Annotated in this window: 23 protein-coding genes and 1 other RNA gene; 7 read left to right on the top strand and 17 right to left on the bottom strand. The window is 61.7% G+C overall.

Annotated features, from left to right (window positions below; genetic code table 11):
* Positions 1-3 precede the first annotated feature (3 nt).
* The 9 genes from mraY to rsmI all read right to left on the bottom strand — a co-directional run bounded on the left by mraY (position 4) and on the right by rsmI (position 8,946).
* Complete coding sequence (gene mraY, locus BLR26_RS08215; RefSeq protein ID WP_036996790.1) at positions 4-1,086, bottom strand: phospho-N-acetylmuramoyl-pentapeptide-transferase; 1,083 nt, start codon at positions 1,084-1,086, stop codon at positions 4-6.
* Entirely contained in the window at positions 1,086-2,456 is a 1,371-nt protein-coding gene (gene murF / locus BLR26_RS08210) for a UDP-N-acetylmuramoyl-tripeptide--D-alanyl-D-alanine ligase (RefSeq protein WP_093379818.1), read from the bottom strand. Before murF ends, mraY begins: the two co-directional genes overlap by 1 nt.
* Positions 2,449-3,912 (bottom strand): UDP-N-acetylmuramoyl-L-alanyl-D-glutamate--2,6-diaminopimelate ligase, encoded by a 1,464-nt coding sequence (locus BLR26_RS08205; protein ID WP_093379813.1) that lies wholly within the window; start codon positions 3,910-3,912, stop codon positions 2,449-2,451. Before BLR26_RS08205 ends, murF begins: the two co-directional genes overlap by 8 nt.
* Entirely contained in the window at positions 3,912-5,645 is a 1,734-nt protein-coding gene (locus BLR26_RS08200) for a peptidoglycan D,D-transpeptidase FtsI family protein (RefSeq protein WP_176794319.1), read from the bottom strand. Before BLR26_RS08200 ends, BLR26_RS08205 begins: the two co-directional genes overlap by 1 nt.
* A complete protein-coding gene (gene ftsL, locus BLR26_RS08195; RefSeq protein ID WP_045197313.1) occupies positions 5,645-5,938 on the bottom strand; it encodes a cell division protein FtsL in 294 nt (97 codons plus the stop codon). The genes BLR26_RS08200 and ftsL overlap by 1 nt, the downstream gene beginning before the upstream one ends.
* Positions 5,935-6,882 (bottom strand): 16S rRNA (cytosine(1402)-N(4))-methyltransferase RsmH, encoded by a 948-nt coding sequence (gene rsmH, locus BLR26_RS08190; RefSeq protein ID WP_371128635.1) that lies wholly within the window; start codon positions 6,880-6,882, stop codon positions 5,935-5,937. Before rsmH ends, ftsL begins: the two co-directional genes overlap by 4 nt.
* Entirely contained in the window at positions 6,879-7,334 is a 456-nt protein-coding gene (gene mraZ / locus BLR26_RS08185; RefSeq protein ID WP_010220775.1) for a division/cell wall cluster transcriptional repressor MraZ, read from the bottom strand. Before mraZ ends, rsmH begins: the two co-directional genes overlap by 4 nt.
* A 309-nt stretch (positions 7,335-7,643) precedes the next feature.
* An RNA gene (gene rnpB, locus BLR26_RS08180) (RNase P RNA component class A) lies at positions 7,644-8,003 on the bottom strand.
* 67 nt (positions 8,004-8,070) lie between these two features.
* Positions 8,071-8,946: a 16S rRNA (cytidine(1402)-2'-O)-methyltransferase gene (rsmI, locus tag BLR26_RS08175; RefSeq protein ID WP_045197308.1), complete on the bottom strand. Its 876-nt coding sequence runs from the start codon at positions 8,944-8,946 to the stop codon at positions 8,071-8,073.
* 186 nt (positions 8,947-9,132) lie between these two features.
* Here rsmI and BLR26_RS08170 point away from each other — a divergent pair, with 186 nt between their 5' ends.
* From BLR26_RS08170 to BLR26_RS08150, 5 genes are all read left to right on the top strand, one after another.
* Complete coding sequence (locus tag BLR26_RS08170) at positions 9,133-10,953, top strand: penicillin-binding protein activator (RefSeq protein ID WP_093379809.1); 1,821 nt, start codon at positions 9,133-9,135, stop codon at positions 10,951-10,953.
* Positions 10,953-11,324 carry a YraN family protein gene (locus tag BLR26_RS08165; RefSeq protein ID WP_045197304.1) on the top strand — a complete coding sequence of 124 codons (372 nt, stop codon included), beginning with the start codon at positions 10,953-10,955 and terminating at the stop codon, positions 11,322-11,324. Before BLR26_RS08170 ends, BLR26_RS08165 begins: the two co-directional genes overlap by 1 nt.
* Before the next feature lie 134 nt (positions 11,325-11,458).
* Entirely contained in the window at positions 11,459-12,052 is a 594-nt protein-coding gene (locus tag BLR26_RS08160; RefSeq protein ID WP_026001179.1) for a phosphoheptose isomerase, read from the top strand.
* The gene (locus BLR26_RS08155) at positions 12,049-12,627 is read left to right on the top strand and encodes a BON domain-containing protein (protein ID WP_093379804.1); all 579 of its coding nucleotides are present in this window, start codon (positions 12,049-12,051) and stop codon (positions 12,625-12,627) included. The genes BLR26_RS08160 and BLR26_RS08155 overlap by 4 nt, the downstream gene beginning before the upstream one ends.
* A gap of 54 nt (positions 12,628-12,681) precedes the next feature.
* A complete protein-coding gene (locus BLR26_RS08150) occupies positions 12,682-12,900 on the top strand; it encodes a YgdI/YgdR family lipoprotein (RefSeq protein ID WP_045197295.1) in 219 nt (72 codons plus the stop codon).
* A 50-nt stretch (positions 12,901-12,950) separates the two neighbouring features.
* Here the strand turns inward: BLR26_RS08150 and BLR26_RS08145 are convergent, their stop codons facing one another.
* The 7 genes from BLR26_RS08145 to rplM form a co-directional block, all read right to left on the bottom strand.
* Entirely contained in the window at positions 12,951-13,379 is a 429-nt protein-coding gene (locus tag BLR26_RS08145; RefSeq protein WP_045197293.1) for a ClpXP protease specificity-enhancing factor, read from the bottom strand.
* Between the two features lie 17 nt (positions 13,380-13,396).
* A complete protein-coding gene (locus BLR26_RS08140; RefSeq protein ID WP_010220766.1) occupies positions 13,397-14,014 on the bottom strand; it encodes a glutathione S-transferase N-terminal domain-containing protein in 618 nt (205 codons plus the stop codon).
* A 118-nt stretch (positions 14,015-14,132) separates the two neighbouring features.
* The gene (locus BLR26_RS08135; RefSeq protein ID WP_010220765.1) at positions 14,133-14,912 is read right to left on the bottom strand and encodes a cytochrome c1; all 780 of its coding nucleotides are present in this window, start codon (positions 14,910-14,912) and stop codon (positions 14,133-14,135) included.
* Positions 14,912-16,123, bottom strand: coding sequence for a cytochrome b (locus BLR26_RS08130; protein ID WP_045197292.1), 1,212 nt, complete (start codon positions 16,121-16,123; stop codon positions 14,912-14,914). Before BLR26_RS08130 ends, BLR26_RS08135 begins: the two co-directional genes overlap by 1 nt.
* Positions 16,123-16,716: a ubiquinol-cytochrome c reductase iron-sulfur subunit gene (gene petA, locus BLR26_RS08125; RefSeq protein WP_010220763.1), complete on the bottom strand. Its 594-nt coding sequence runs from the start codon at positions 16,714-16,716 to the stop codon at positions 16,123-16,125. Before petA ends, BLR26_RS08130 begins: the two co-directional genes overlap by 1 nt.
* A gap of 263 nt (positions 16,717-16,979) precedes the next feature.
* Positions 16,980-17,372: a 30S ribosomal protein S9 gene (gene rpsI / locus BLR26_RS08120; protein WP_038998850.1), complete on the bottom strand. Its 393-nt coding sequence runs from the start codon at positions 17,370-17,372 to the stop codon at positions 16,980-16,982.
* A gap of 14 nt (positions 17,373-17,386) precedes the next feature.
* Positions 17,387-17,815: a 50S ribosomal protein L13 gene (gene rplM / locus BLR26_RS08115; protein ID WP_010220758.1), complete on the bottom strand. Its 429-nt coding sequence runs from the start codon at positions 17,813-17,815 to the stop codon at positions 17,387-17,389.
* Between the two features lie 252 nt (positions 17,816-18,067).
* Between rplM and BLR26_RS08110 the strand changes: the two genes are divergently transcribed.
* Complete coding sequence (locus BLR26_RS08110) at positions 18,068-19,108, top strand: NADP(H)-dependent aldo-keto reductase (protein ID WP_045197290.1); 1,041 nt, start codon at positions 18,068-18,070, stop codon at positions 19,106-19,108.
* Between the two features lie 190 nt (positions 19,109-19,298).
* Complete coding sequence (locus BLR26_RS08105; RefSeq protein WP_176794318.1) at positions 19,299-20,219, top strand: GlxA family transcriptional regulator; 921 nt, start codon at positions 19,299-19,301, stop codon at positions 20,217-20,219.
* A 125-nt stretch (positions 20,220-20,344) separates the two neighbouring features.
* On the opposite strand, the gene zapE is transcribed toward BLR26_RS08105, so the two are convergent.
* The gene (zapE, locus tag BLR26_RS08100) at positions 20,345-21,439 is read right to left on the bottom strand and encodes a cell division protein ZapE (protein ID WP_045197288.1); all 1,095 of its coding nucleotides are present in this window, start codon (positions 21,437-21,439) and stop codon (positions 20,345-20,347) included.
* Between the last annotated feature and the right edge of the window lie 44 nt (positions 21,440-21,483).

Raw genomic sequence — 21,483 nt, 5'->3', positions numbered from 1 at the left:
TTTCTACCTCAGTTTCAGGGTGGCAAGGCCGATCAGCACCAGAATCACGGTGATGATCCAGAAGCGGACGATCACCCGAGGCTCGGGCCAACCCTTGAGTTCAAAGTGGTGGTGGATCGGCGCCATGCGGAACACGCGCTTGCCGGTCAACTTGAAGGAGGCCACCTGGATCACCACCGACAGGGTCTCCATGACGAACACACCGCCCATGATGAACAGGACGATTTCCTGGCGCACGATCACCGCGATCGTGCCCAGTGCGGCGCCCAGTGCCAGGGCACCGACGTCGCCCATGAACACCTGGGCCGGATAGGTGTTGAACCACAAAAAGCCCAGGCCGGCACCGATCAGCGCGCCACAGAACACGATCAGTTCGCCTGCGCCCGGTACATAAGGGATCAGCAGGTATTCAGCGAATTTCACGTTACCCGACAGGTAGCAGAAGATGCCCAGGGCGCCGCCGACCATGACTGTTGGCATGATCGCCAGGCCATCGAGGCCGTCGGTGAGGTTCACCGCGTTGCTCGAGCCAACGATGACGAAGTAGGTCAGGACGACGAAACCGATACCCAACGGGATGGTGACATCCTTGAGCATCGGCACGATCAGGGTGGTTTCGACGCTGGTCGGCGCGGTCATGTAAAGGAAGATCGCCGCGCCCAGGCCGAACACCGACTGCCAGAAATACTTCCAGCGACTCGGCAGGCCGCGCGAGTTCTTCTCGATCACCTTGCGGTAGTCATCGACCCAGCCGATAGCGCCGAACAGCAGGGTGACGATCAACACCACCCAGACATAACGGTTGGTCAGGTCGGCCCACAGCAGGGTGCTGATGCCGATGGCCGACAGGATCAGTGCGCCACCCATGGTCGGGGTGCCGGATTTGGACAGGTGCGATTGCGGGCCGTCGTTACGAACGGCTTGACCGATCTGGCGAATCTGCAGGGTACGAATCATCCATGGGCCCAGCCACAGGGCCAGCGACAACGCGGTCAGTACACCCAGAATCCCGCGCAGGGACAGGTACTGAAAGACCGCGAAGCCTTTGTAGAACTGTTGCAGATACTCAGCCAGCAGCAGCAGCATTAATGTTTCTCCCCGCTGGAACCGCACAAAGCCGCCACGACGTTCTCCATCGCAGCGCTGCGCGAACCCTTGATCAAAATAGTGGTGTTGGTGGCCTGCTCGGCGGCGCGAACGGCGTCGATCAGGTCAGCTTGATTAGCGAAATGTCGGGCATTGGTACCGAACGCAGCTACCGCGTGGGCCATGTTGGTGCCCACCGCATAGAGTGCCGAAACCTTGTCTTTGGCGTACTCGCCTACCTGCCGATGCCCTTCCTCAGCCCACTGGCCCAATTCGCCGATATCCCCGAGCACCAGGACGGTGCGGCCGGAAAAGCCGGCGAGTATATCAACGGCAGCGCACATCGAGGTGGGGTTTGCGTTGTAAGTGTCATCAATCACCCGCACACCGTTGGCCGTCATCTGCACCACAGTGCGGCCCTTGACCGGTTGCACGGCATTGAGGCCCTGGACGATACCGTCCAGGGTCAGACCAAAGGCATGCGCGGCAGCCGCGGCCGCCAGTGCGTTGGCCACGTTGTGAGTGCCCAGCAGGTTGAGCTGGACCCGCGCCACGCCCAGCGGGCTGTGCAGGTCGAACGACGGGCAACCGCGCGGGTCGTGGGCGATGTTGGCAGCGTGGAAATCGGCGTCGGCGTTGTTCAGGGCGAAGGTCAGCAGCGGGCGATTGCCGGCGCGCTTTTTCCAGATGGCGAAGGCCTTGTCATCAAGGTTCAATACGGCCACGCCATCCTGACCCAGACCTTCGAGGATCTCGCCCTTGGCTTCGACAATCTTCTCTGGCCCGCCGAACTCGCCGACATGAGCAGTTCCGGCATTGTTGATCAACGCGACCTGTGGCTTGGTCAGGCCGACGGTGTAGGCAATTTCGCCGATGCGCGAGGCGCCCAGCTCGATCACCGCCGCGGTGTGTTCCGGAGCCAGTTCGAGCAGGGTCAGCGGTGCGCCAAAATCGTTGTTGAGGTTGCCACGGGTGGCCAGCACCGGGCCACGGGTGCGCAGGATGCTGGCAAGCATCTCCTTGACCGTGGTCTTGCCGCTGGAGCCGGTAATGGCGGCGACCGGCTTGTCGAAAGCGGCGCGGTTCAACGCGCCGAGCTGGCCCAGGGCCAGGCGGGTATCGGCAACCACCAACTGCGCCAGGCTGCTGCCCGGCACTTCGCGCTGCACCAGGGCGGCGACCGCGCCTTTGCCAGCAACGTCGTTCAAGTAATCATGGCCGTCAAAACGCGGCCCGGCCAGGGCAACGAAAAGCTGCCCGGCGGTGATGGCACGGCTGTCGATGCTGACGCCATTGAAGGTTGCATCCTGACCGTGCAGGCGGCCGTTGAGCGGCGCCGTCAGTTGGCTGAGGGACAATGGCTTAAGCATGGGCAGCCTCCCACACGGCCAGGGCCTTCTCAGCTTCAACCAGGTCGGAGAAGTCGTGGCGCTCGCCGTTGATTTCCTGATAGTCCTCATGCCCCTTGCCGGCCAGGACGATGACATCGTCAACGCCGGCGCTGGCAATCAGCTGAGCGATGGCGGCACCGCGGCCGGCAACGAATTCGACCGCATCGGCCTGGGCAAAACCCGGGCGGATGTCGGCGAAGATCTGCTGCGGGTCTTCAGTGCGCGGGTTGTCGTCGGTAACCAGCACGCGGTCAGCCAGGCGCTCGGCAACTTCGGCCATCAGCGGCCGCTTGCCGCGATCGCGATCGCCGCCGCAACCGAACAAGCACAGCAACTGGCCCTTGGCGTGCGGGCGCAACGCTTGCAGCACCTGCTCCAGGGCATCGGGGGTATGCGCGTAATCGACCACCACCAGCGGCTTGCTGCCGCCGCCCAGGCGCTGCATGCGCCCGACCGGGCCTTCCAGCGCCGGGGTAACCTTGAGAATTTCGTCCAGCGGGAAATCCAGCGCCAGCAAGGTGCCGACCGCCGCGAGCATGTTGCTCAGGTTGAAGCGCCCGAGCAGGCGGCTGCGCAGCGCGTGCTCACCCTGGGCGGTGACGATCACGGCGCGCACGCCATCATCATCGAAATGCGCTTCGCGGCAGTACAGCGACGCGGCCGGATCCTTGAGGCTGTAGCTGATCAGGCGCGACTCGCCCTGCCCGGCTGCCAGGCGCCGGCCAAAATCGTCATCGAGGTTGACCACCCGGCAACGCAGGTTCGGCCAGGCGAACAGGCGCGCCTTGGCGTCTTCGTAAGCCTGCATGCTGCCGTGGTAGTCGAGGTGATCACGGGACAGGTTGGTCATCACCGCAATATCGAATGCCAGAGCCGCGACCCGGCCCTGGTCCAGGGCATGGGAAGAGACTTCCATGGCCACGGCCTTGGCCCCGGCCTTTTTCAGGTCACTCAGGGTTGCCTGCACGGCGATCGGGTCCGGCGTGGTCAGGCGACCGCTTTGCAGGGCGCCATAGAAACCGGTCCCGAGGGTGCCGATCAGGCCACAGTGCTGGCCGAGCTGGTCCAGCGCCTGGGCTACCAGCTGGGTGACGCTGGTCTTGCCGTTGGTGCCGGTGACGCCGACCAGGTCGAGCAGGCGGCTCGGCTCGCCGTAGAAACGCCCGGCGATGTCCGACAGTTGCGCGGCCAGGCCCTTGACCGGGATCAACGGCACCTCGGCGATCGGCAGCACGGTAGCGCCTTCGGCTTCATAGGCGACCGCCGCCGCACCGCGCTTGAGCGCGTCGGCAATGTGTTCACGGCCATCCATGCGCGTACCCGGCACCGCCAGGAACAGGTCGCCCGGGCGCACGTTGCGGCTGTCCAGGGTCAGTTCGCGGATCGACGGATCGCGGCTGGCCTGGGTAAAAAGCTTGCTCAATGGCATTGTCATCAACCGCGTCCTCCCTTGACCGGTGCAGCGTTGACTTGCTGCGTAGGTGTTGCCGGCGGCAGGTTGTCCGGCGGAATGTTCATCAGGCGCAGGGTGCCGGACATGACTTTGCTGAACACCGGCGCCGATACCAGGCCACCGAAGTAGCCGCCCTTGCTCGGCTCATCGATGACCACGACCACGGCATAGCGCGGGTCGCTCATCGGCCCGAAGCCGGCGAACAGCGAACGGTACGAATTCTCGGTGTAACCCTTGGAACCGATAGTGGCTTTACGCGCGGTGCCCGACTTGCCACCCACGTGGTAGAACGGCACCTGGGCGCGGAACACCCCGCGCGGCGCCTCGATAACCTGCTGGACCATGCCCTGGATGGTCTCGGCGACTTCCTTGGGCACGACCTGGGTAGACTCCGGCGCCTTGTCGACCTTGAGGATGCTCAGCGGCACCATCTTGCCGTCGTTGGCCAGCGCGGCGTAGGCATGCACCAGTTGCAGCGCGGTCACCGACAGGCCGTAGCCGTAGGACAGGGTCGCGGTCTCGGCCTTGCGCCACTCGCGGTGGTTGGGCAGGTTGCCGACGCGCTCGCCCGGGAAGCCCAGGCCGGTGTACTGGCCAAGCCCCAGCTGGGACATGACCCGGTAGATCGATTCGCCACCGATATCGAAGGCGATCTTGCTCATGCCGACGTTACTGGAGTTGATCAGGATGCCGGTCAGGTCAAGGATCGGCCCTTCGCTGCGCGATACGTCGCGAATGGTGTAGCGGCCCAGTTGCAGGGTGCCCGGGTAGACCTCGACCTTGTCGGTCGGCTTCCAGCGCCCGCTCTGCAGGGCCGCGCTCATGGACAGCGGCTTGACCGTCGAACCTGGCTCGAACACGTCGATGATCGCCCGGTTACGCATGGCCGCCGGGAACATGCTGCGACGGTTGTTGGGGTTGTAGGTCGGCTGGTTGACCATGGCCAGCACTTCGCCGGTCTTGACGTCGAGGATCACCAGGCTGCCGGCCTTGGCTTCCTGTTCGGCAATGGCGTTGCGCAACTCGCGGGTGGCCAGGTATTGCAGGCGCAGGTCGATCGACAACGCCAAGGTCTTTCCGGCCTTGGCGTTTTTGGTTACCTGGATGTCCTTGATCAGCCGGCCGCGCCGGTCCTTGATCACCTGTCGCTTGCCGGGCACGCCGGCCAGCCATTCATCGTAGGCCAGCTCCACGCCTTCGCGGCCATGGTCGTCGAGGTCGGTAAAGCCGACCATGTGCGCGGCGACATCGCCGGCCGGGTAGAAACGACGGAATTCCTCGATGCCATAGACACCGGGGACTTTAAGATCGAGCACCACCTGGCCCTGCTCCGGGGTCAGGCCGCGGACCAGGTAGATGAACTCCTTGCTGGCCTGCTGTTCCAGGCGCGCTGCCAGTTGCTGCGGGTTCTGCTTGAGCGCGGCAGCCAGGGCCGGCCAGCGGTCCTTGGCAGCCTGCATTTCTTTCGGGTTGGCCCACAGGGTGGTCACCGGGGTACTGACGGCCAGCGGCTCGCCATTACGGTCGGTGATCAGCCCGCGGTGCGCAGGAATAGGAATATGTCGCAGGCTGCGGGCATCGCCCTGGCCCTTGAGGAAGTCACGGTCGACCACCTGCAGGTCGATGATGCGCCAGGCAATCGCGCCGACCATCAGTGCCAGCAGGGCGATGACCACGCGGAACCGCCATGGGTAGAGTGCGCCTTCAAGTTTCATCATGGCGCCACCATCCGTACTTCGTCAGCGGCCGGAATACGCATTTTCAGCTGTTCGCTGGCAAGGTTCTCGATACGGCTGTGGGCCGTCCAGGTGCTCTGCTCGAGAATCAGTCGGCCCCACTCGGCCTGGGCCTTGTCGCGCTCGCTGAGTTCGCCGTACAGGGTGTTGAGCAACTGACGGTTCCAGTGCGCGCTGTAGGACACCGCCACCGAAGAAACGAGCACGCCAATGAACAGCAGAAGCATCAGGAAGCTTCCGCCTGGCAAAGGCTTGGCGAACAAACGGCTCACCGCAGTTTCTCGGCGACGCGCATGACCGCGCTACGCGAACGTGGGTTGGCCTTGAGCTCGGCTTCGGAAGCGAACTGGGCCTTGCCGTGGACCTTGATCTTCGGCTCGAAGTGCTTGTGCTGGACCGGCAGGTTGCGCGGCAGGTTGTCGGCCTCACCCTTGACCAGCTTGCGCATGAACAGTTTGACGATGCGGTCTTCCAGCGAATGGAAGCTGATCACCACCAGGCGCCCGCCGACTTCCAGCGCTTCGAGCGCAGCCTCAAGGCCGGCCTCAAGGTCACCGAGTTCGTTGTTGACGTGGATGCGCAGGCCCTGGAAGGCACGGGTTGCCGGGTTCTTGCCCTTTTCCCAGGCCGGGTTGGCAACCTTGAGCACTTCGGCAAGGTCGGCGGTGCGGGTAAACGGAGTTTCTTCACGGCGCAGCACCACGGCACGGGCCATGCGCTTGGCAAAGCGCTCTTCGCCGTATTCCTTGAACACCCGGGCGATTTCTTCTTCCGGCGCAGTGGCGATGAACTCTGCAGCGCTGACGCCGCGAGTCGGGTCCATGCGCATGTCCAGCGGGCCGTCGTTGAGGAAGCTGAAGCCGCGCTCAGGGTCGTCCAGCTGTGGCGACGAGACGCCCAGGTCGAGCAGGATGCCGCTGACCTTGCCGGCCAGGCCGCGCTCGGCAACTTCGGCGCCCAGCTCGGCAAAACTGCGCTGCACAATGACAAAGCGGCCGTCTTCGGCCGCCAGCGCTTGCCCGGTGGCAATCGCTTGTGGGTCCTTGTCAAAACCCAGCAGCCGGCCCTGCGGCCCGAGCTTGCTGAGGACTAGCCGGCTATGCCCGCCGCGCCCGAAGGTGCCATCCAGATAGCAGCCATCGGCGCGTACGGCGAGAGCCTCGACGGCTTCGTCAAGCAGTACGGTGATGTGGTTAAAGCCGCTATCTATAGTCACAGGATCAAATCACGCAGTTCATCAGGCATGGCGCCCGGTTGTTGGATAGCTGCGAGGTCGGCTGCCGAAACCGCGTTCCAGGCATCCTCGTCCCACAGCTGAAATTTGTTCAGTTGCCCCACCAGCATTGCCTTCTTGTCGAGCTTGGCGTACTCGCGCAAACGCGGCGGCACCAGGAAACGCCCACTGCCATCAAGCTCAAGATCCACCGCATTGCCGATCAGCAAACGCTGCAGGCGGCGGTTCTCTTCACGCAATGACGGCAAGGCGCGCAACTTGGCTTCAATCAGCTCCCACTCATCGAGCGGGTACACACATAAACAGGGATCAACCGCATCGATGGTCACGATCAACTGCCCGGAACTACGCGAATCGAGCTCGTCACGGTACCGGCTCGGCATTGCGAGACGGCCCTTTGCGTCGAGGTTGATGGCGTTGGCTCCGCGGAACACGGCTGCGATTCCCCACAATGTTAGCGTTTTTGTGTCAGAAAACCCACTTCATGCCACTTTCTGCCACTTGCGCACACTATAGGAATCCGCCTACCACACCGTCAAGGCACGCTTATAAGGAAATCCCTTACAGATCGGAGATTTAGCGCGCACAGAGAAGATAGAAGGACAATTCGGAAGGGATTTTGACGAAAAAACTCAAACCCACTCAGATGGATAGAGAGCGAAGTTAAAGTAATTTATTAAGAGTAAGATTTTTTCGGTATTACCAGCACGCATCTGCTATCGATTCAAGCAGGAGGGGAAGAGGTGGAGAGTCGATCTGTAAGCCGGGTTCTGTCGAGGACAGTCATTCCTCTACGACGGCCATCACTGGACGCCTTTAGCAACCTACCCGGTTCCAACGCGGGCCGCGCCATATGGAACCCTATTTGGTCTTGCTCCGAGTGGGGTTTACCTAGCCATGAACTGTTGCCAGTCATGCGGTGCGCTCTTACCGCACCTTTTCACCCTTACCGGCACCGAAGTGCTTAGGCGGTTATTTTCTGTGGCACTTTCCGTAGGCTCGCGCCCCCCAGGCATTACCTGGCACTCTGCCCTATGGAGCCCGGACTTTCCTCCCCCCTCTATTGCGGAACAATAGAAGGCAGCGACTGTCCAATCGACTCTCCGCCGCAAAGGTTAACGGTAGCGGGCGCCAAGAACAAGCGATAAAACTGATAATAGCACTATAACATCAGTGGGCTTTCTGTTTTTCCAGTGCCGCCTGGTACAGCAGGTTCTTGCGCACCCCGGTGATTTCCGCCGCCAGCGCAGCGGCGCGCTTGAGCGGCATTTCCGCCAGCAGCAGGTCGAGAATACGCATTGCCTCGCTGCTGACCGCCTGCTCATCTTCCGGCGCGGTATAGCCCGCCACCAGCACCACACACTCGCCACGCTGCTGATTGCTGTCAGCCTCGACGAAGGCGCGCAGCTCGGCCAGCGGCAAACCCTTGAGGGTCTCGAAGGTTTTGGTCAGCTCGCGGGCCAGCAACGCCGGGCGCTCGCCACCGAATACCTCTTCCATGTCCTGCAAGCACTCGAGAATCCGGTGCGGTGCTTCGTAGAAGATCAGCGTACGCGGCTCTTCCTTTACCTGACTCAGGCGCGCGCGACGTCCTACAGCCTTGGCTGGCAGGAAGCCTTCGAAGATGAACCGGTCCGACGGCAGGCCAGCGGCCGACAGCGCCGCGATCAGCGCGCAGGCACCGGGCACCGGCACCACTGCGATGCCGGCGGCGCGGGCCTGGCGTACCAGGTGATAGCCAGGATCGGAAATCAGCGGCGTACCGGCGTCGGAAATCAGCGCGACGTTGTCGCCCGCCAGCAAACGGGTGATAAAACGACTGCCCTCATCACGCTCGTTGTGCTCGTGGCAGGCAGCCAGCGGCGTGTTGATACCAAAGTGTTGCATCAGACGAATGGAGTGACGTGTGTCTTCGGCGGCGATCAGCGCCACATCACCGAGTATTTTCAGTGCCCGGGCACTCATGTCATCCAGGTTGCCGATCGGCGTGGCCACCACGTAAAGCGTGCCCGAAGTGGATTGGGAAGCCCCTGGAACATCAGTCACTGCACACACCTGTCGTCATGATCAAAGCGCCATTGTAGCCCGAGACTCGGCAACATTGGGCAATCAGGATTGCCGCAAAGCGGCGTTCCAGCACCTATATTGAAGGATTAACGCCAGCAAGATCGCGCCCCGGCCAGCGCTTGGGTACAATTGCCAGTTAATTTGATCGAGTAACAGGACCCTTACATGATCGCTTGCCTGCGGCTGTTCACAGCCCTTTGCCTCGCCGCCCTGCTGGCAGCCTGCGCCAGCTCGCCCTCGTCGAGCCTCGGCGAACTGCCGCGCACACCGGATGCCAGCATCGAGCAACTGCTTGAACAGGCCACCACCAGCAAGACGCCGGAGCAAGCTGCACTGTTGCGCCTGAGCGCCGCCGACCTGGCCTACAAGCAAAAGGACAATGCCCGCGCCGCGCGCATCCTCGAGCAGGTGCCGCTGGAGCAGCTCAAACCGGCCCAGCAGATCTTCGCCAGCACCCTGGCGGCAGAACTGGCCATGAGCCGCAACCAGCCGAAAATGGCCCTGACCGCCTTGAGCCACCCAAGCCTGGCGCGCCTCAACGAGCTGCCGGAAGATCAACAGATCCGTACCCGCAGCGTGCATGCCGCAGTGCTGGAAGCCAACGGCCAGCCACTGGCCGCCGCCCAGGAGCGCGCGCAATTGACGCCGCTGCTCAAGGGCGATGCTGCCAACGCCAACAACGACGCGATCTGGAACCTGGTAGCCGCCACCCCGCGCGATCAGCTCAATAACCTCAGCAGCGGCACCGACACCATGGCCGGCTGGGCCAGCCTGGCCCTGGCGGTAAAAGGCGCCGGCACCGTCGAGCAGCAACAAGCCGCCATCGACGCCTGGCGCGCCCAGCACGCCGATCACCCGGCCGCCGCCCAGCTGCCACCGTCGCTGATCAAGCTGATGGAGCTGACCAGCCAGCCGCTGACCAAAATCGCCCTGCTGCTGCCACAGGAAGGCCAGCTGGCCGGCGTTGCCCGCGCCCTGCGTGACGGTTTCATGGCCGCGCACTTCCAGGCCCAGCAAGCCGGCCAGAAGCCGCCGACCATCGAAGTCTTCGACAGCTCGCGACTGACCTCGCTGGACGACTTCTACCGCCAGGCCCAGGCCTCTGGCGTGCAACTGGTGGTTGGCCCGCTGGAAAAACCGCTGGTGAAAAAGCTCGCCGCCTACCCGCAATTGCCGATCACCACCCTCGCCCTGAACTACAGCGACGCCGGCCAGAAAGGCCCGGAGCAGCTGTATCAGTTCGGCCTCGCCGCCGAAGACGAAGCCCGTGAAGTGTCGCGCCGCGCCCGCGCCGACGGCATGGTGCGCGCCGTCGCCCTGGTGCCGAAAGGCGAATGGGGCGACCGCGTGCTCAAGGCCTTCCGCCAGGACTGGGAAGCCAACGGTGGCAGCCTGCTGGCTGCCCAGCACATCGACCAGCCGGTAGCCCTGGCCCAGCAGATCGCCGAGCTGTTCCAGCTGCGCCAGAGCGAAGGCCGCGCCAAGAGCCTGCAAAGCACCGTCGGTGGCGCCGTATCGGCCCAGCCGTCGCGCCGCCAGGACATCGACTTCATCTTCCTTGCCGCCACCCCGCAGCAAGGCCAGCAGATCAAGCCGACCCTGAACTTCCAGTACGCTGGCGACGTACCGGTGTATGCCACCTCGCACGTTTACAGCGCCAGCGGCGACGTCAACCAGTACCGCGACCTCACCGGCGTGCGCTTTTGCGATACTCCATGGCTGCTCGACAGCGGCAACCCGTTGCGCCAGCAGGTAGAACGTCAGTGGCCACAAGCGGCCGGCAGCCTCGGCCGCCTGTACGCCATGGGCATCGACGCCTTCAGCCTGGCACCACGCCTGGGCCAGCTGCGCGCGCTGCCGGAAAACCGCATTGACGGCCTGTCCGGCAGCCTGAGCATGAACGAGAACCAGCGCATCGAGCGGCAACTGCCGTGGGCCGAGTTCACCGGCGGCCAAATCAAACGCCTGCCCGACACCCCACGCTGATGCCCGACAGTTCGCGCCAACAGGCCGGCCAGGCCGCCGAACGGCAAGCTCTTGAATACCTTCAAGGGCAAGGCCTGCGGCTGCTGGCGCAGAACTGGCGATGCAAACGCGGCGAGCTTGATCTGGTCATGCTCGACAGCGATACAGTAGTATTCGTCGAAGTCCGCTACCGGCTGCACGCGGATTTTGGCGGTGCGCTCGCCAGTATCGACGGGCGCAAGCAGGACAAACTGGTGCTAGCCGCCGAGTCTTTTCTGCAAAAGGAAACACGCTGGGCCAACCACCCCTGCCGTTTCGATGTCATCGCCTTGCAAGGCAGAGGCCATTCGGGCCCACCGCTGGACTGGCTGAAAAATGCCTTCGAGTGCTGAACCCGCCACTGCCCTGCGCCATTACCCCTACAACTTTTTTGCTCTTTGCTTCACGGGCTGCACAGTCATGTGCCGGGACCTTTTTTGTATACTCCCGACGCGCCCGGCCAGCCGCCCTACTTAAGGTCACACTGATGGACATGCAATCCCGAATTCGCCAGCTTTTTCAGGCCAGCATCAACACCAAGCAACAGGCGATGGAAGTCCTTGCACCACACATCGAGCAAGCCAGTCAGGTCATGGTCAATGCGCTGCTCAACGAGGGCAAGATGCTTGCCTGCGGCAACGGCGGCTCGGCCGGCGATGCCCAGCACTTTTCTTCCGAACTGCTCAACCGCTTCGAGCGTGAGCGCCCGAGCCTGCCGGCCATCGCCCTGACCACCGACAGCTCGACCATCACCTCGATCGCCAACGACTACAGCTACAACGAAATATTCTCCAAGCAGATCCGCGCCCTGGGCCAGCCCGGCGATGTGCTGCTGGCGATTTCGACCAGCGGTAACTCGGCGAACATTATTCAGGCGATCCAGGCCGCACATGATCGCGAAATGATTGTCGTAGCTCTGACCGGGCGCGATGGCGGCGGCATGGCCTCGCTGCTGCTGCCTGAAGACGTCGAGATTCGCGTACCGGCCAACGTCACCGCACGTATCCAGGAAGTCCACCTGCTGGCGATCCACTGCCTCTGCGACCTGATCGACAGCCAACTGTTCGGGAGTGAAGAATGACCCCTAACCGCCTCGGCCTGATGGCCCTGACCCTGTGCCTGAGCCTCACCGGTTGCAGCTCGGTGCTCACCGCCACCCGCGACAAGCCGATCGAGGACGACCGCGGCACCCGCACCTTCGGCAGCAAGATCGATGACTCGCTGATCGAAACCAAAGTCGCGGTGAACGTCGCCAAGGCCAGCCCTGACCTGGACAAGAACTCGCACATTGTCGTCAGCAGCTTCAACGGCATCGTCCTGCTCGCCGGGCAAACCCCGCGCGTCGACCTCAAGGGCCTGGCCGAACAGGCTGCCGGCCAGGTCCAGCGGGTGAAAAAGGTGCATAACGAGCTGCAGGTGCTGCCGCCCTCCTCGATCCTGGCGCGCAACAACGACGCCTGGCTGACCACCAAGATCAAGACCCAGATGCTCACCGACAGCAACATTCCCGGTTCGCGCATCAAGGTCATCACCGAAAACGGCATCGTCTACATGCTCGGCCTGCTGACCCAGCAGGAAGCCTCGCGCGCCACCAACCTGGTGCAGGGCGTGTCGGGCGTGCAGAAGATCGTCAAGCTGTTCGAATACATCGACTGATAAACCCATCGCGGGGCAAGCGCCCCGCGATCCAACCATCCTTAGGAAGTCCCCATGAAAAACGGCCTGCTGCCAACCTTGCTGATTGGCGCCTTCGCCACCCTGGCCGGCTGCTCCACCCCAACCCAGATCACCCTCAACGACGGCCGCGAATTCCAGGCAGTCGACGCGCCGCACTACGACCGCGCAGCCGGCTTCTACGAGTTCAAGCAGCTCGATGGCAAGGTGATCAAGGTCAACAAGGACCAGGTCCGCACCATCACCGACCTGTAATCCAGGCCGGCAGACACAAAAAAGGCGATCCATGCGGATCGCCTTTTTTGTTACTTGACCACCTTCAAGCTCGGACGCCCGCTTGGCCGCGGCGGCTGGCCGCCGGCAGGCGGACCGTCGTCATCCGGCTCGACGCTGTCGTCTTCTTCATCTTCATCATCGAGCAGCGGCGGCTCGAGTTCGAAGACCATACCCTGGCCGTTTTCCCGGGCATAAATACCGAGGATGGCACCGGCAGGCACGAACAGGGTGTGAGCAACGCCGCCAAAGCGGCCCTCGAAGCTCACAGCCTCGTTATCCATGTGCAGGTGACGTACGGCACTGGGTGAGATGTTGAGGACGATCTGGCCGTCACTGGCGAAGCTCTGGGGTACCTGGACGGCCGGGTATTCGGCGTTGACCAGCATATGCGGTGTGCAGTCGTTGTCCACGATCCACTCATAGAGTGCACGTACCAAATAGGGGCGACTGGAGTTCATCGACAGCTCCTTAAAACCTAGCGCATTTCACGTTCAGCAGCGGACAGGCTTGCCTGGAAGGCTTCGCGGGCAAACTGTCGCTCCATGTAGTCGAGCAACGGCTTGGCCGGCCGCGGCAGTTCGATACCCAACACCGGCAAACGCCAGAGTATGGGCAATAGACAACAATCGACCAGACTTTGCTCCTCACTCAAGAAACAAGGCTTGTCGGCAAACAACGGCGACACTCCGGTCAGGCTCTCGCGCAGCTCCTTGCGCGCCTGTACCCGTGCCGGCTCCTTGCTGCGCGGGTCGAGTATCAGGTCGACCAGCGCACACCAGTCGCGCTGGATACGGTGGATCAGCAGGCGACTGTTGGCCCGCGCCACCGGATACACCGGCAACAATGGCGGGTGCGGGTAACGTTCATCGAGGTATTCCATCACCACGGTCGACTCGTACAACGCCAGGTCGCGATCGACCAGGGTTGGCACGCTGCCATAGGGGTTCACTTCAACCAGCTTGGGCGGAAGGCGACCAGGATCGACGTTGATGATCTCGACACTGACACCCTTCTCGGCGAGAACGATGCGCACCCGATGAGAATAATGGTCAGCGGGGTCGGAGTAGCAGGCTAACCGGTTGGTCACGCCCATAGTGGTCCTCCTCGCGTATGAATTTATAAATGCTGCAAATGCAAACGCGCCCTGCGAGCGCCCCTGTGATTCCAGAGGCGCCCCAGGGCGCGTTCAACTACCAGAAACTACTGCGTGATCAGTGCACGTCCTTCCAGTATTCGCGCTTGAGCAGATAAGCGAATACGAAGAAGAAGGCCAGATACAGCAGCACATAGGTACCGATGCGCTGGCTTTCCAGTTTGACCGGGTTAGCCGAGTAGGCCAGGAAGGTCACCAGGTTCTTGACCTTCTCGTCGAACTGCTCTGGCGTCAGGGTACCGGATTTCGGCTCCACGGTCAGCTGGTCGCATGCTTCATGAGTCAAAGGCGAGCCGGTCAGCGGGTCGTATTGCTTCTTGCCATCGACCACGGTCTGCACTTGCTTGCAGCCAATCACCTGGTTGCCCTGCAGGCCAACCAGCACGTTAGGCATGCCGACGTTGGGGAAAACCTTGTTGTTCACCCCGTACGGACGCGACTTGTCCTCATAGAAACTACGCAGGTAGCTGTACAGCCAGTCGGTACCACGGACCCGGGCAACCAGGGTCAGGTCAGGCGGCGCAGCACCGAACCAGGTCTTGGCATCTTCAGGCTTCATGCCGATCTTCATGTGGTCGCCAATCTTGGCGCCGGTGAACACCAGCTTCTCGAGCATCAGCTCGTGAGGAATGCCCAGGTCGTCAGCCACGCGCTCGTAACGCTGGAACTTGGCGCTATGGCAACCCATGCAATAGTTGGCGAAGGTGCGTGCGCCGTCCTGCATGGCGGCCTTGTCGGTTAGGTCGATATCGACCTTGTCCAGCTCCAGGCCGTGTTCGGCGGCGAAGGTGAACGCGGGCATCACTGCCAGAATCAATACTGCAAATAGCTTTTTCATCAGCCAGTCACCCTTTCCGGAACCGGTTTGGTCTTCTCGAGCCGGGTGTAGAACGGCATCAGAAGGAAGTAGGCGAAATACAGGAAGGTGCATACCTGCGACAGCAGCGTACGGCCCGGGGTAGGCGCCAGAACGCCGAGCACACCGAGGATCACGAACGAGATGCAGAACACCAGCAGCCAGACCTTGCTCATCCAGCCCTTGTAGCGCATGGACTTGACCGGGCTGCGATCCAGCCACGGCAGGACGAACAGCACGGCGATCGCGGCGCCCATGGCTATTACACCGAGCAGCTTGTCCGGAACGGCGCGCAAGATCGCGTAGAACGGAGTGAAGTACCAGACCGGGGCAATGTGCTCAGGGGTCTTGAAGGCGTTGGCCTGTTCGAAGTTCGGTTTTTCCAGGAAGTAACCGCCCATTTCCGGGAAGAAAAACACGATGGCGCAGAACACGAAGAGGAACACGACGACGCCGACGATATCCTTCACGGTGTAGTAAGGGTGGAACGCGATACCGTCCAGCGGCACGCCGTTCTCGTCCTTGTGCTTCTTGATGTCGACACCGTCAGGGTTGTTCGAACCGACTTCGTGCAGCGCCAGGATATGCAGCACCACCAGGCCGAGAATGACGATCGGCAGGGCCACCACGTGCAGGGCGAAGAAGCGGTTCAGGGTGATGCCGGAGATCAGGTAGTCACCGCGGATCCACTGGGTCAGGTCGTCGCCGATCACCGGAATGGCGCCGAACAGCGAGATGATCACCTGGGCACCCCAGTAGGACATCTGGCCCCATGGCAGCAGGTAGCCCATGAACGCTTCGGCCATCAGCGCCAGGTAGATCAGCATGCCGAACACCCAGACCAGTTCGCGAGGCTTCTGGTACGAGCCGTACAGCAGGCCGCGGAACATGTGCAGGTAGACGACGATGAAGAACGCCGAGGCGCCGGTGGAGTGCAGGTAGCGCAGGATCCAGCCGTATTCGACGTCACGCATGATGTATTCGACCGAGGCGAACGCCTCTTCGGCCGAAGGGGTGAAGCTCATGGTCAGCCACACGCCGGTGACGATCTGGTTGACCAGGACCAGCAGGGCCAGGGAGCCGAAGAAATAGAAGAAGTTGAAGTTCTTCGGTGCGTAATACTTGCTGAGATGGTCTTCCCACATCTTGGTCGCGGGGAAGCGGGCGTCAACCCAATCCATGAACTTACTCATCACGCGTTCTCCTGATCGACGCCGACGACAATGATGTCGTCCGACTCATAAGAGTGCGGCGGCACTGGCAGATTGAGCGGCGCCGGCTGGGATTTGTAGACGCGGCCAGCCAGGTCGTAGTGGGAGCCGTGGCACGGGCAGAAGTAGCCACCGACCCACTTCGGACCCAGGTCGACAGGTGCCACTTCCGGACGGAAGGTCGGCGAGCAGCCCAGGTGGGTGCACAGGCCGACCAGCACGAGGATTTCCGGCTTGATCGAGCGGTTCGACGGATCGACGTAAGTGGGTTGAACCGAAGCCTTGGACTCTGGGTCGGAGAGGTCGCCGGTGATCTTCTTGAGGTTACCGAGGATCTCCTCGGTACGACGGACGATGAACACCGGTTGGCCGCGCCACTCAGCAATCATCTGCTGACCAGGCTCTACCTTGGCGATATTGACCTTCACCGGTGCACCCGCGGCTTTCGCCTTGGCACTGGGGAACCATGACCCTACGAACGGGACCGCAGCCCCCACCGCTCCTGCAGCACCCACCACGGACGTGGCTGCTACGAGGAAGCGACGCCGGCCTGCATTGACGCCGTCATTGCTCATTCAGTCCTCTCCCATCAGCTTTATGGCCTGTTGCAACAGGCATCTACTAAGTAATTTCTGAACTGCTAAAAATTTGCCGCATGGTAATGAAAAGACCCTTCTCTGACAAGGTGATTAGCCTTGTGCCACCCCGCTATCCCTTGTAACTCTTGACTTGCGTCTATGCGGCAAGTTGTCACAGTAAACAACAGCATAGTTATTCAAGACATAAAAAAAGCCCGGTTCCACCAGGAACCGGGCTTTTTTTGAACGCCGAAGCGAAATTAACGCTTGGAGTACTGAGGACGCTTACGTGCTTTACGCAGACCCACTTTCTTACGCTCGACTTCACGGGCGTCGCGGGTGACGTAGCCAGCTTTGCGCAGAGCGCCACGCAGGGTTTCGTCGTAGTCCATCAGTGCACGGGTGATACCGTGACGGATTGCACCGGCCTGGCCGCTGACACCACCACCGATAACGGTGACGTAGATGTCGAACTTTTCGGTGGTCTCGGTCAGTTCCAGCGGCTGGCGTACTACCATGCGCGCGGTTTCACGACCGAAGAACACGTCCAGAGAACGGTTGTTGATGGAGATGTTACCGGTACCTGGACGCAGGAAAACGCGAGCGGTTGCGGTCTTGCGACGGCCAGTGCCGTAATTTTGAGTCGCCGACATAATGAACTATTCCGTTAAATCTTCAGTTCTTGGGGCTGCTGAGCAGTATGAGGGTGAGTAGCGCCCGCATAGACTTTCAGCTTACGGTACATGTCGCGACCCAGTGGGTTCTTAGGCAGCATGCCTTTAACCGCGGTCTCGATCACGCGCTCTGGGGCCTTGGCGATCAACTTCTCGAAGTTGATTTCCTTGATACCGCCCGGGAAGCCGGAGTGGGAGTAGTACATTTTGTCCGAAGTCTTGGCACCAGTGACACGAACCTGCTCGGCGTTGATGACGACGATGTAGTCGCCGGTGTCAACGTGAGGAGTGTACTCTGGCTTGTGCTTGCCACGCAGACGGCTCGCGATCTCAGTGGCCAGACGACCCAGGGTCTTGCCAGCAGCGTCAACGACGAACCAGTCGCGCTTTACTGTTTCCGGTTTAGCAGTAAAAGTTTTCATTCTTTATAGCCTCAGGGGCCGCCCAGCGAAAATAAGACGGCAGATCTTACTGGATAGTGCGCACCTTGACAAGTCAAGGACACAGCCGCACACGGACGCTATCGGGGGCTCGGGTCAGCGCGTCCAATATTCGGCAGGGTTCTTCTATGGAGCGGGGCATCACTCCCGCTGCACGGAGAGGGGCTGAATTATCCAGATTGCGAAAAAAAATTCAACCTGCTTTTATGCTTCTTTTAGACAGGAAGCAGTCGAATGGACTATCGCCAGCTGGGCCGAACCGACCTCAACGTCAGCGCCCTGTGCCTTGGCAGCATGACCTGGGGCGAGCAGAACGACCAGACCCAGGCCTTCGCCCAGATCGAACGGGCCAAGGCCGCCGGGATCAATTTCATCGATACCGCCGAGATGTACCCCGTCCCTCCCCGCCCGGAAACCTACGCCGCCACCGAGCGCATGATCGGTAACGGGTTCAAGCAGCGCGGCGATCGCGCCCAGTGGATCCTGGCCAGCAAGGTGGCCGGCCCCGGCAACGGCATCAACCATATCCGCGACGGCCTGCTCAAGCACAACCGCCAGCACATCGTCGCCGCCCTGGACGACAGCCTCAAGCGCCTGCAGACCGACTGGATCGACCTCTACCAGTTGCACTGGCCAGAGCGCAGCACCAACTTCTTCGGCAAGCTGGGTTACCAGCATGCGCCGCAAGACCTGTTCACCCCGCTGGAAGAAACCCTCGAAGTGCTCGACGAGCAGGTCAAGGCCGGCAAGATCCGCCACATCGGCCTGTCCAACGAAACCCCGTGGGGCACCATGAAGTTCCTGCAGCTGGCCGAAAGCCGCGGCTGGAGCCGCGCGGTGTCGATCCAGAACCCCTACAACCTGCTCAACCGCAGCTTCGAAGTGGGCCTGGCGGAAATCGCCATCCGCGAACAGTGCGGCCTGCTGGCCTACTCGCCCCTGGCTTTCGGCATGCTCTCGGGCAAGTACGAAAACGGCGCACGCCCGGCCGCGGGCCGCCTGACCCTGTTCAGCCGCTTCTCGCGCTACTCCAACCCGCAAACCGTGGCTGCCTGCAGCCGCTACGTGAAGCTGGCCCGCGACCATGGCCTGGACCCGGCGCAAATGGCCCTGGCCTTCGTCACCCGCCAGCCGTTCGTGACCAGCAACATCATCGGTGCCACCACCCTCGAGCAACTGGACAGCAACCTGGCAAGCGCCGACCTCAAGCTCAGCGACGAGCTGCTGGCGGCCATCGAGGCCATCCATCAGGACCAGCCCAACCCCGCGCCCTGAGACGCAATCCCGGTTCCCATCAACAAGGTGGGAACCGAGGGTAGACACAATCGCCAAAAAATAAGACGATCCAGCCGGTGATTGACCACTCTACCCTATAAGAATAAAGAAAATGATGTTTACCCAACCCACGGCGTCCTTGCGGCGCGTCAGTATCCTGGCCATCGACAATGTCTTCGCATCGACCCTGATGCAGGCCAAGGATTTCTTCCATCTCGCCAGCCTGCGCTACAGCAAGCAGTTGGGCCTGGGCCTGCAGCCGATGTTCGAAACCCGCCTGGTGAGCCCTGACGGCCAGCCTGTGCGCAGCTTCAGCGAAGTGATGCTGCCGGTCGACAGCGGCCTGGAGCAGGCCGACATCATCATCCTGCCGGCGTTCTGGGACGATTTCGATGCCCTCTGCCAGCGCTACCCGCAAGTATTGCCCTGGCTACGCGAGCAACACGCCCGCGGCGCCGTGCTCTGCGGCGAGGCCAGCGGCGTGTTCTGGCTGGCCGAAGCCGGGTTGCTCGACGGCAAGGAGGCGACCACCTACTGGCGCTTCTTCAGCCAGTTCGAAGAGCGCTTCCCCAAGGTCGGCCTCAACCAGGACAAGCACCTGACCGACGCCGACAACCTCTATTGCGCCGGCGGCACCACCTCGGCCTGCGACCTGTACATCTACCTGATCGAGCGTTTCTGCGGGGCAAACGTCGCGCAAGCGGTGGCCCGTGACATCCTCTACGAAGTACAGCGCAACTACACCCCGGGGCGCATGGGCTTTGGCGGGCAGAAACTGCACCAGGACCTGATCATCCTGCAGATCCAGCACTGGCTCGAAGAGCATTTCGCCGACAAGTTCCGCTTCGAGGACGTGGCCCGCAACCACGGCATGAGCATCCGCAACTTCATGCGCCGCTTCCAGAGCGCCACCGGCGACAAGCCGCTGCACTACCTGCAACGGCTGCGGATCGAAACGGCCAAGGGCTTGCTGTCGGGCACACGCAAAAGCATCAAGACCATCAGCTATGAAGTTGGTTATGACGATGCGAGTTTCTTTGCCCGGTTGTTCAGGCAGCACACAGAGTTGTCGCCGAATCAGTATCGGCAGCAGTTTATGCAGGAGGCCTGAAAGGCCTCCTCAGCTTCAAGCCTCAAGCTTCAAGCGGCAAGCAAGAGCAAGAGCAGGATCAAAAGCAGCACGCGGTCGGCTCTTGATCCTGCTTGCAGCTTGAAGCTTGAAACTTGCAGCTGCTTTTAAGGCTTATGCGCCCGCGACAGGAATTCGTGGGACTGCATTTCCAGCAGGCGGCTCAGGGTGCGCTGGAACTCGAAGGTCAGCCGACCACCGGTGTACAGGTCCTTGAGTTCAACCTCGGCCGAGATGATCAGCTTGACGTTGCGGTCATAGAACTCGTCGACCATGTTGATGAAGCGTCGGGCGATGTCGTCGGTGGCGACGCTCATCTGCTCGACGCCGCTGAGCAGCACGGCATGGAAGATCTTGCCCAGTTCGATGTAGTCGTTCTGGCTGCGCGGGCCGTCGCACAGTTCGCGGAATTCGAACCAGGCCACGTCGTCACAGGTACGCAGGGCGCGGATTTCGCGGTTCTCGATCACCAGCACATCGTTCTCGACCGCCTGGGTGCACTCCGGGGTCAGTGCCTTGAAGCTTTTGCGCAGGCTTTCGTGGGCCGCTTCGTCGAGCGGGAAGTGGAACAGCTCGGCTTGTTCCAGGTGCCGCAGGCGATAGTCGACGCCGCTGTCGACGTTGACGATCTCGGTGTTCTGCTTGATCAGGGCAATCGCCGGCAGGAAGCGTGCGCGCTGCAGGCCGTCCTTGTACAGGCCGTCAGGGACGATGTTGGAGGTGGCCACCAGGGTCACGCCGTTCTTGAACAGCTCCTCCATCAGGGTGCCGAGGATCATCGCATCGGTAATGTCGGAGACGAAGAACTCGTCGAAGCAGATCACCCGGGCCTCGTCGGAGAAGCGCTTGGCGATGATGGTCAGCGGGTTCTTCTCGCCCTTGAGGGTTTTCATTTCCTCGTGGACGCGCTTCATGAAGCGGTGGAAGTGCGTGCGCACCTTCTGCTTGAACGGCAGCGCTTCAAAGAAGGTATCGACCAGGTAGGTCTTGCCGCGGCCTACCCCACCCCAGAAGTACAAGCCCTTGACCGGTGCCTGGTCCTTCTTGCCGAACAACTTGCCGAACACACCCGGCTTGTTGTTCTGCGCCGCGATCAGATCGTCGTACAGGCGCTGCAGATGACGCACTGCAGTTTCCTGCGCCGCGTCATGGAAGAATTCGGGACGTTTCAGATCTGCTTGATATCGTTCTAGGGGCGTCATAATTCGTTAGCAAGGTAACAAAAACGGGCCGTCACTGTAGCGAC

This window comes from Pseudomonas sp. UC 17F4 (assembly GCF_900101695.1).
Lineage (GTDB): Bacteria > Pseudomonadota > Gammaproteobacteria > Pseudomonadales > Pseudomonadaceae > Aquipseudomonas.
This window is presented reverse-complemented; position numbering and strand designations above follow the sequence as displayed.

Excerpts from the sequence above, each read along its gene's own strand:
- mraY (WP_036996790.1), bottom strand. The coding sequence starts at position 1,086 with ATGCTGCTGCTGCTGGCTGAGTATCTGCAACAGTTCTACAAAGGCTTC.
- murF (WP_093379818.1), bottom strand. The coding sequence starts at position 2,456 with ATGCTTAAGCCATTGTCCCTCAGCCAACTGACGGCGCCGCTCAACGGC.
- BLR26_RS08205 (WP_093379813.1), bottom strand. The coding sequence starts at position 3,912 with ATGACAATGCCATTGAGCAAGCTTTTTACCCAGGCCAGCCGCGATCCG.
- BLR26_RS08200 (WP_176794319.1), bottom strand. The coding sequence starts at position 5,645 with ATGAAACTTGAAGGCGCACTCTACCCATGGCGGTTCCGCGTGGTCATC.
- BLR26_RS08170 (WP_093379809.1), top strand. The coding sequence starts at position 9,133 with ATGATCGCTTGCCTGCGGCTGTTCACAGCCCTTTGCCTCGCCGCCCTG.
- BLR26_RS08165 (WP_045197304.1), top strand. The coding sequence starts at position 10,953 with ATGCCCGACAGTTCGCGCCAACAGGCCGGCCAGGCCGCCGAACGGCAA.
- BLR26_RS08160 (WP_026001179.1), top strand. The coding sequence starts at position 11,459 with ATGGACATGCAATCCCGAATTCGCCAGCTTTTTCAGGCCAGCATCAAC.
- BLR26_RS08155 (WP_093379804.1), top strand. The coding sequence starts at position 12,049 with ATGACCCCTAACCGCCTCGGCCTGATGGCCCTGACCCTGTGCCTGAGC.
- BLR26_RS08150 (WP_045197295.1), top strand. The coding sequence starts at position 12,682 with ATGAAAAACGGCCTGCTGCCAACCTTGCTGATTGGCGCCTTCGCCACC.
- BLR26_RS08145 (WP_045197293.1), bottom strand. The coding sequence starts at position 13,379 with ATGAACTCCAGTCGCCCCTATTTGGTACGTGCACTCTATGAGTGGATC.
- BLR26_RS08140 (WP_010220766.1), bottom strand. The coding sequence starts at position 14,014 with ATGGGCGTGACCAACCGGTTAGCCTGCTACTCCGACCCCGCTGACCAT.
- BLR26_RS08135 (WP_010220765.1), bottom strand. The coding sequence starts at position 14,912 with ATGAAAAAGCTATTTGCAGTATTGATTCTGGCAGTGATGCCCGCGTTC.
- BLR26_RS08130 (WP_045197292.1), bottom strand. The coding sequence starts at position 16,123 with ATGAGTAAGTTCATGGATTGGGTTGACGCCCGCTTCCCCGCGACCAAG.
- petA (WP_010220763.1), bottom strand. The coding sequence starts at position 16,716 with ATGAGCAATGACGGCGTCAATGCAGGCCGGCGTCGCTTCCTCGTAGCA.
- rpsI (WP_038998850.1), bottom strand. The coding sequence starts at position 17,372 with ATGTCGGCGACTCAAAATTACGGCACTGGCCGTCGCAAGACCGCAACC.
- rplM (WP_010220758.1), bottom strand. The coding sequence starts at position 17,815 with ATGAAAACTTTTACTGCTAAACCGGAAACAGTAAAGCGCGACTGGTTC.
- BLR26_RS08110 (WP_045197290.1), top strand. The coding sequence starts at position 18,068 with ATGGACTATCGCCAGCTGGGCCGAACCGACCTCAACGTCAGCGCCCTG.
- BLR26_RS08105 (WP_176794318.1), top strand. The coding sequence starts at position 19,299 with ATGCAGGCCAAGGATTTCTTCCATCTCGCCAGCCTGCGCTACAGCAAG.
- zapE (WP_045197288.1), bottom strand. The coding sequence starts at position 21,439 with ATGACGCCCCTAGAACGATATCAAGCAGATCTGAAACGTCCCGAATTC.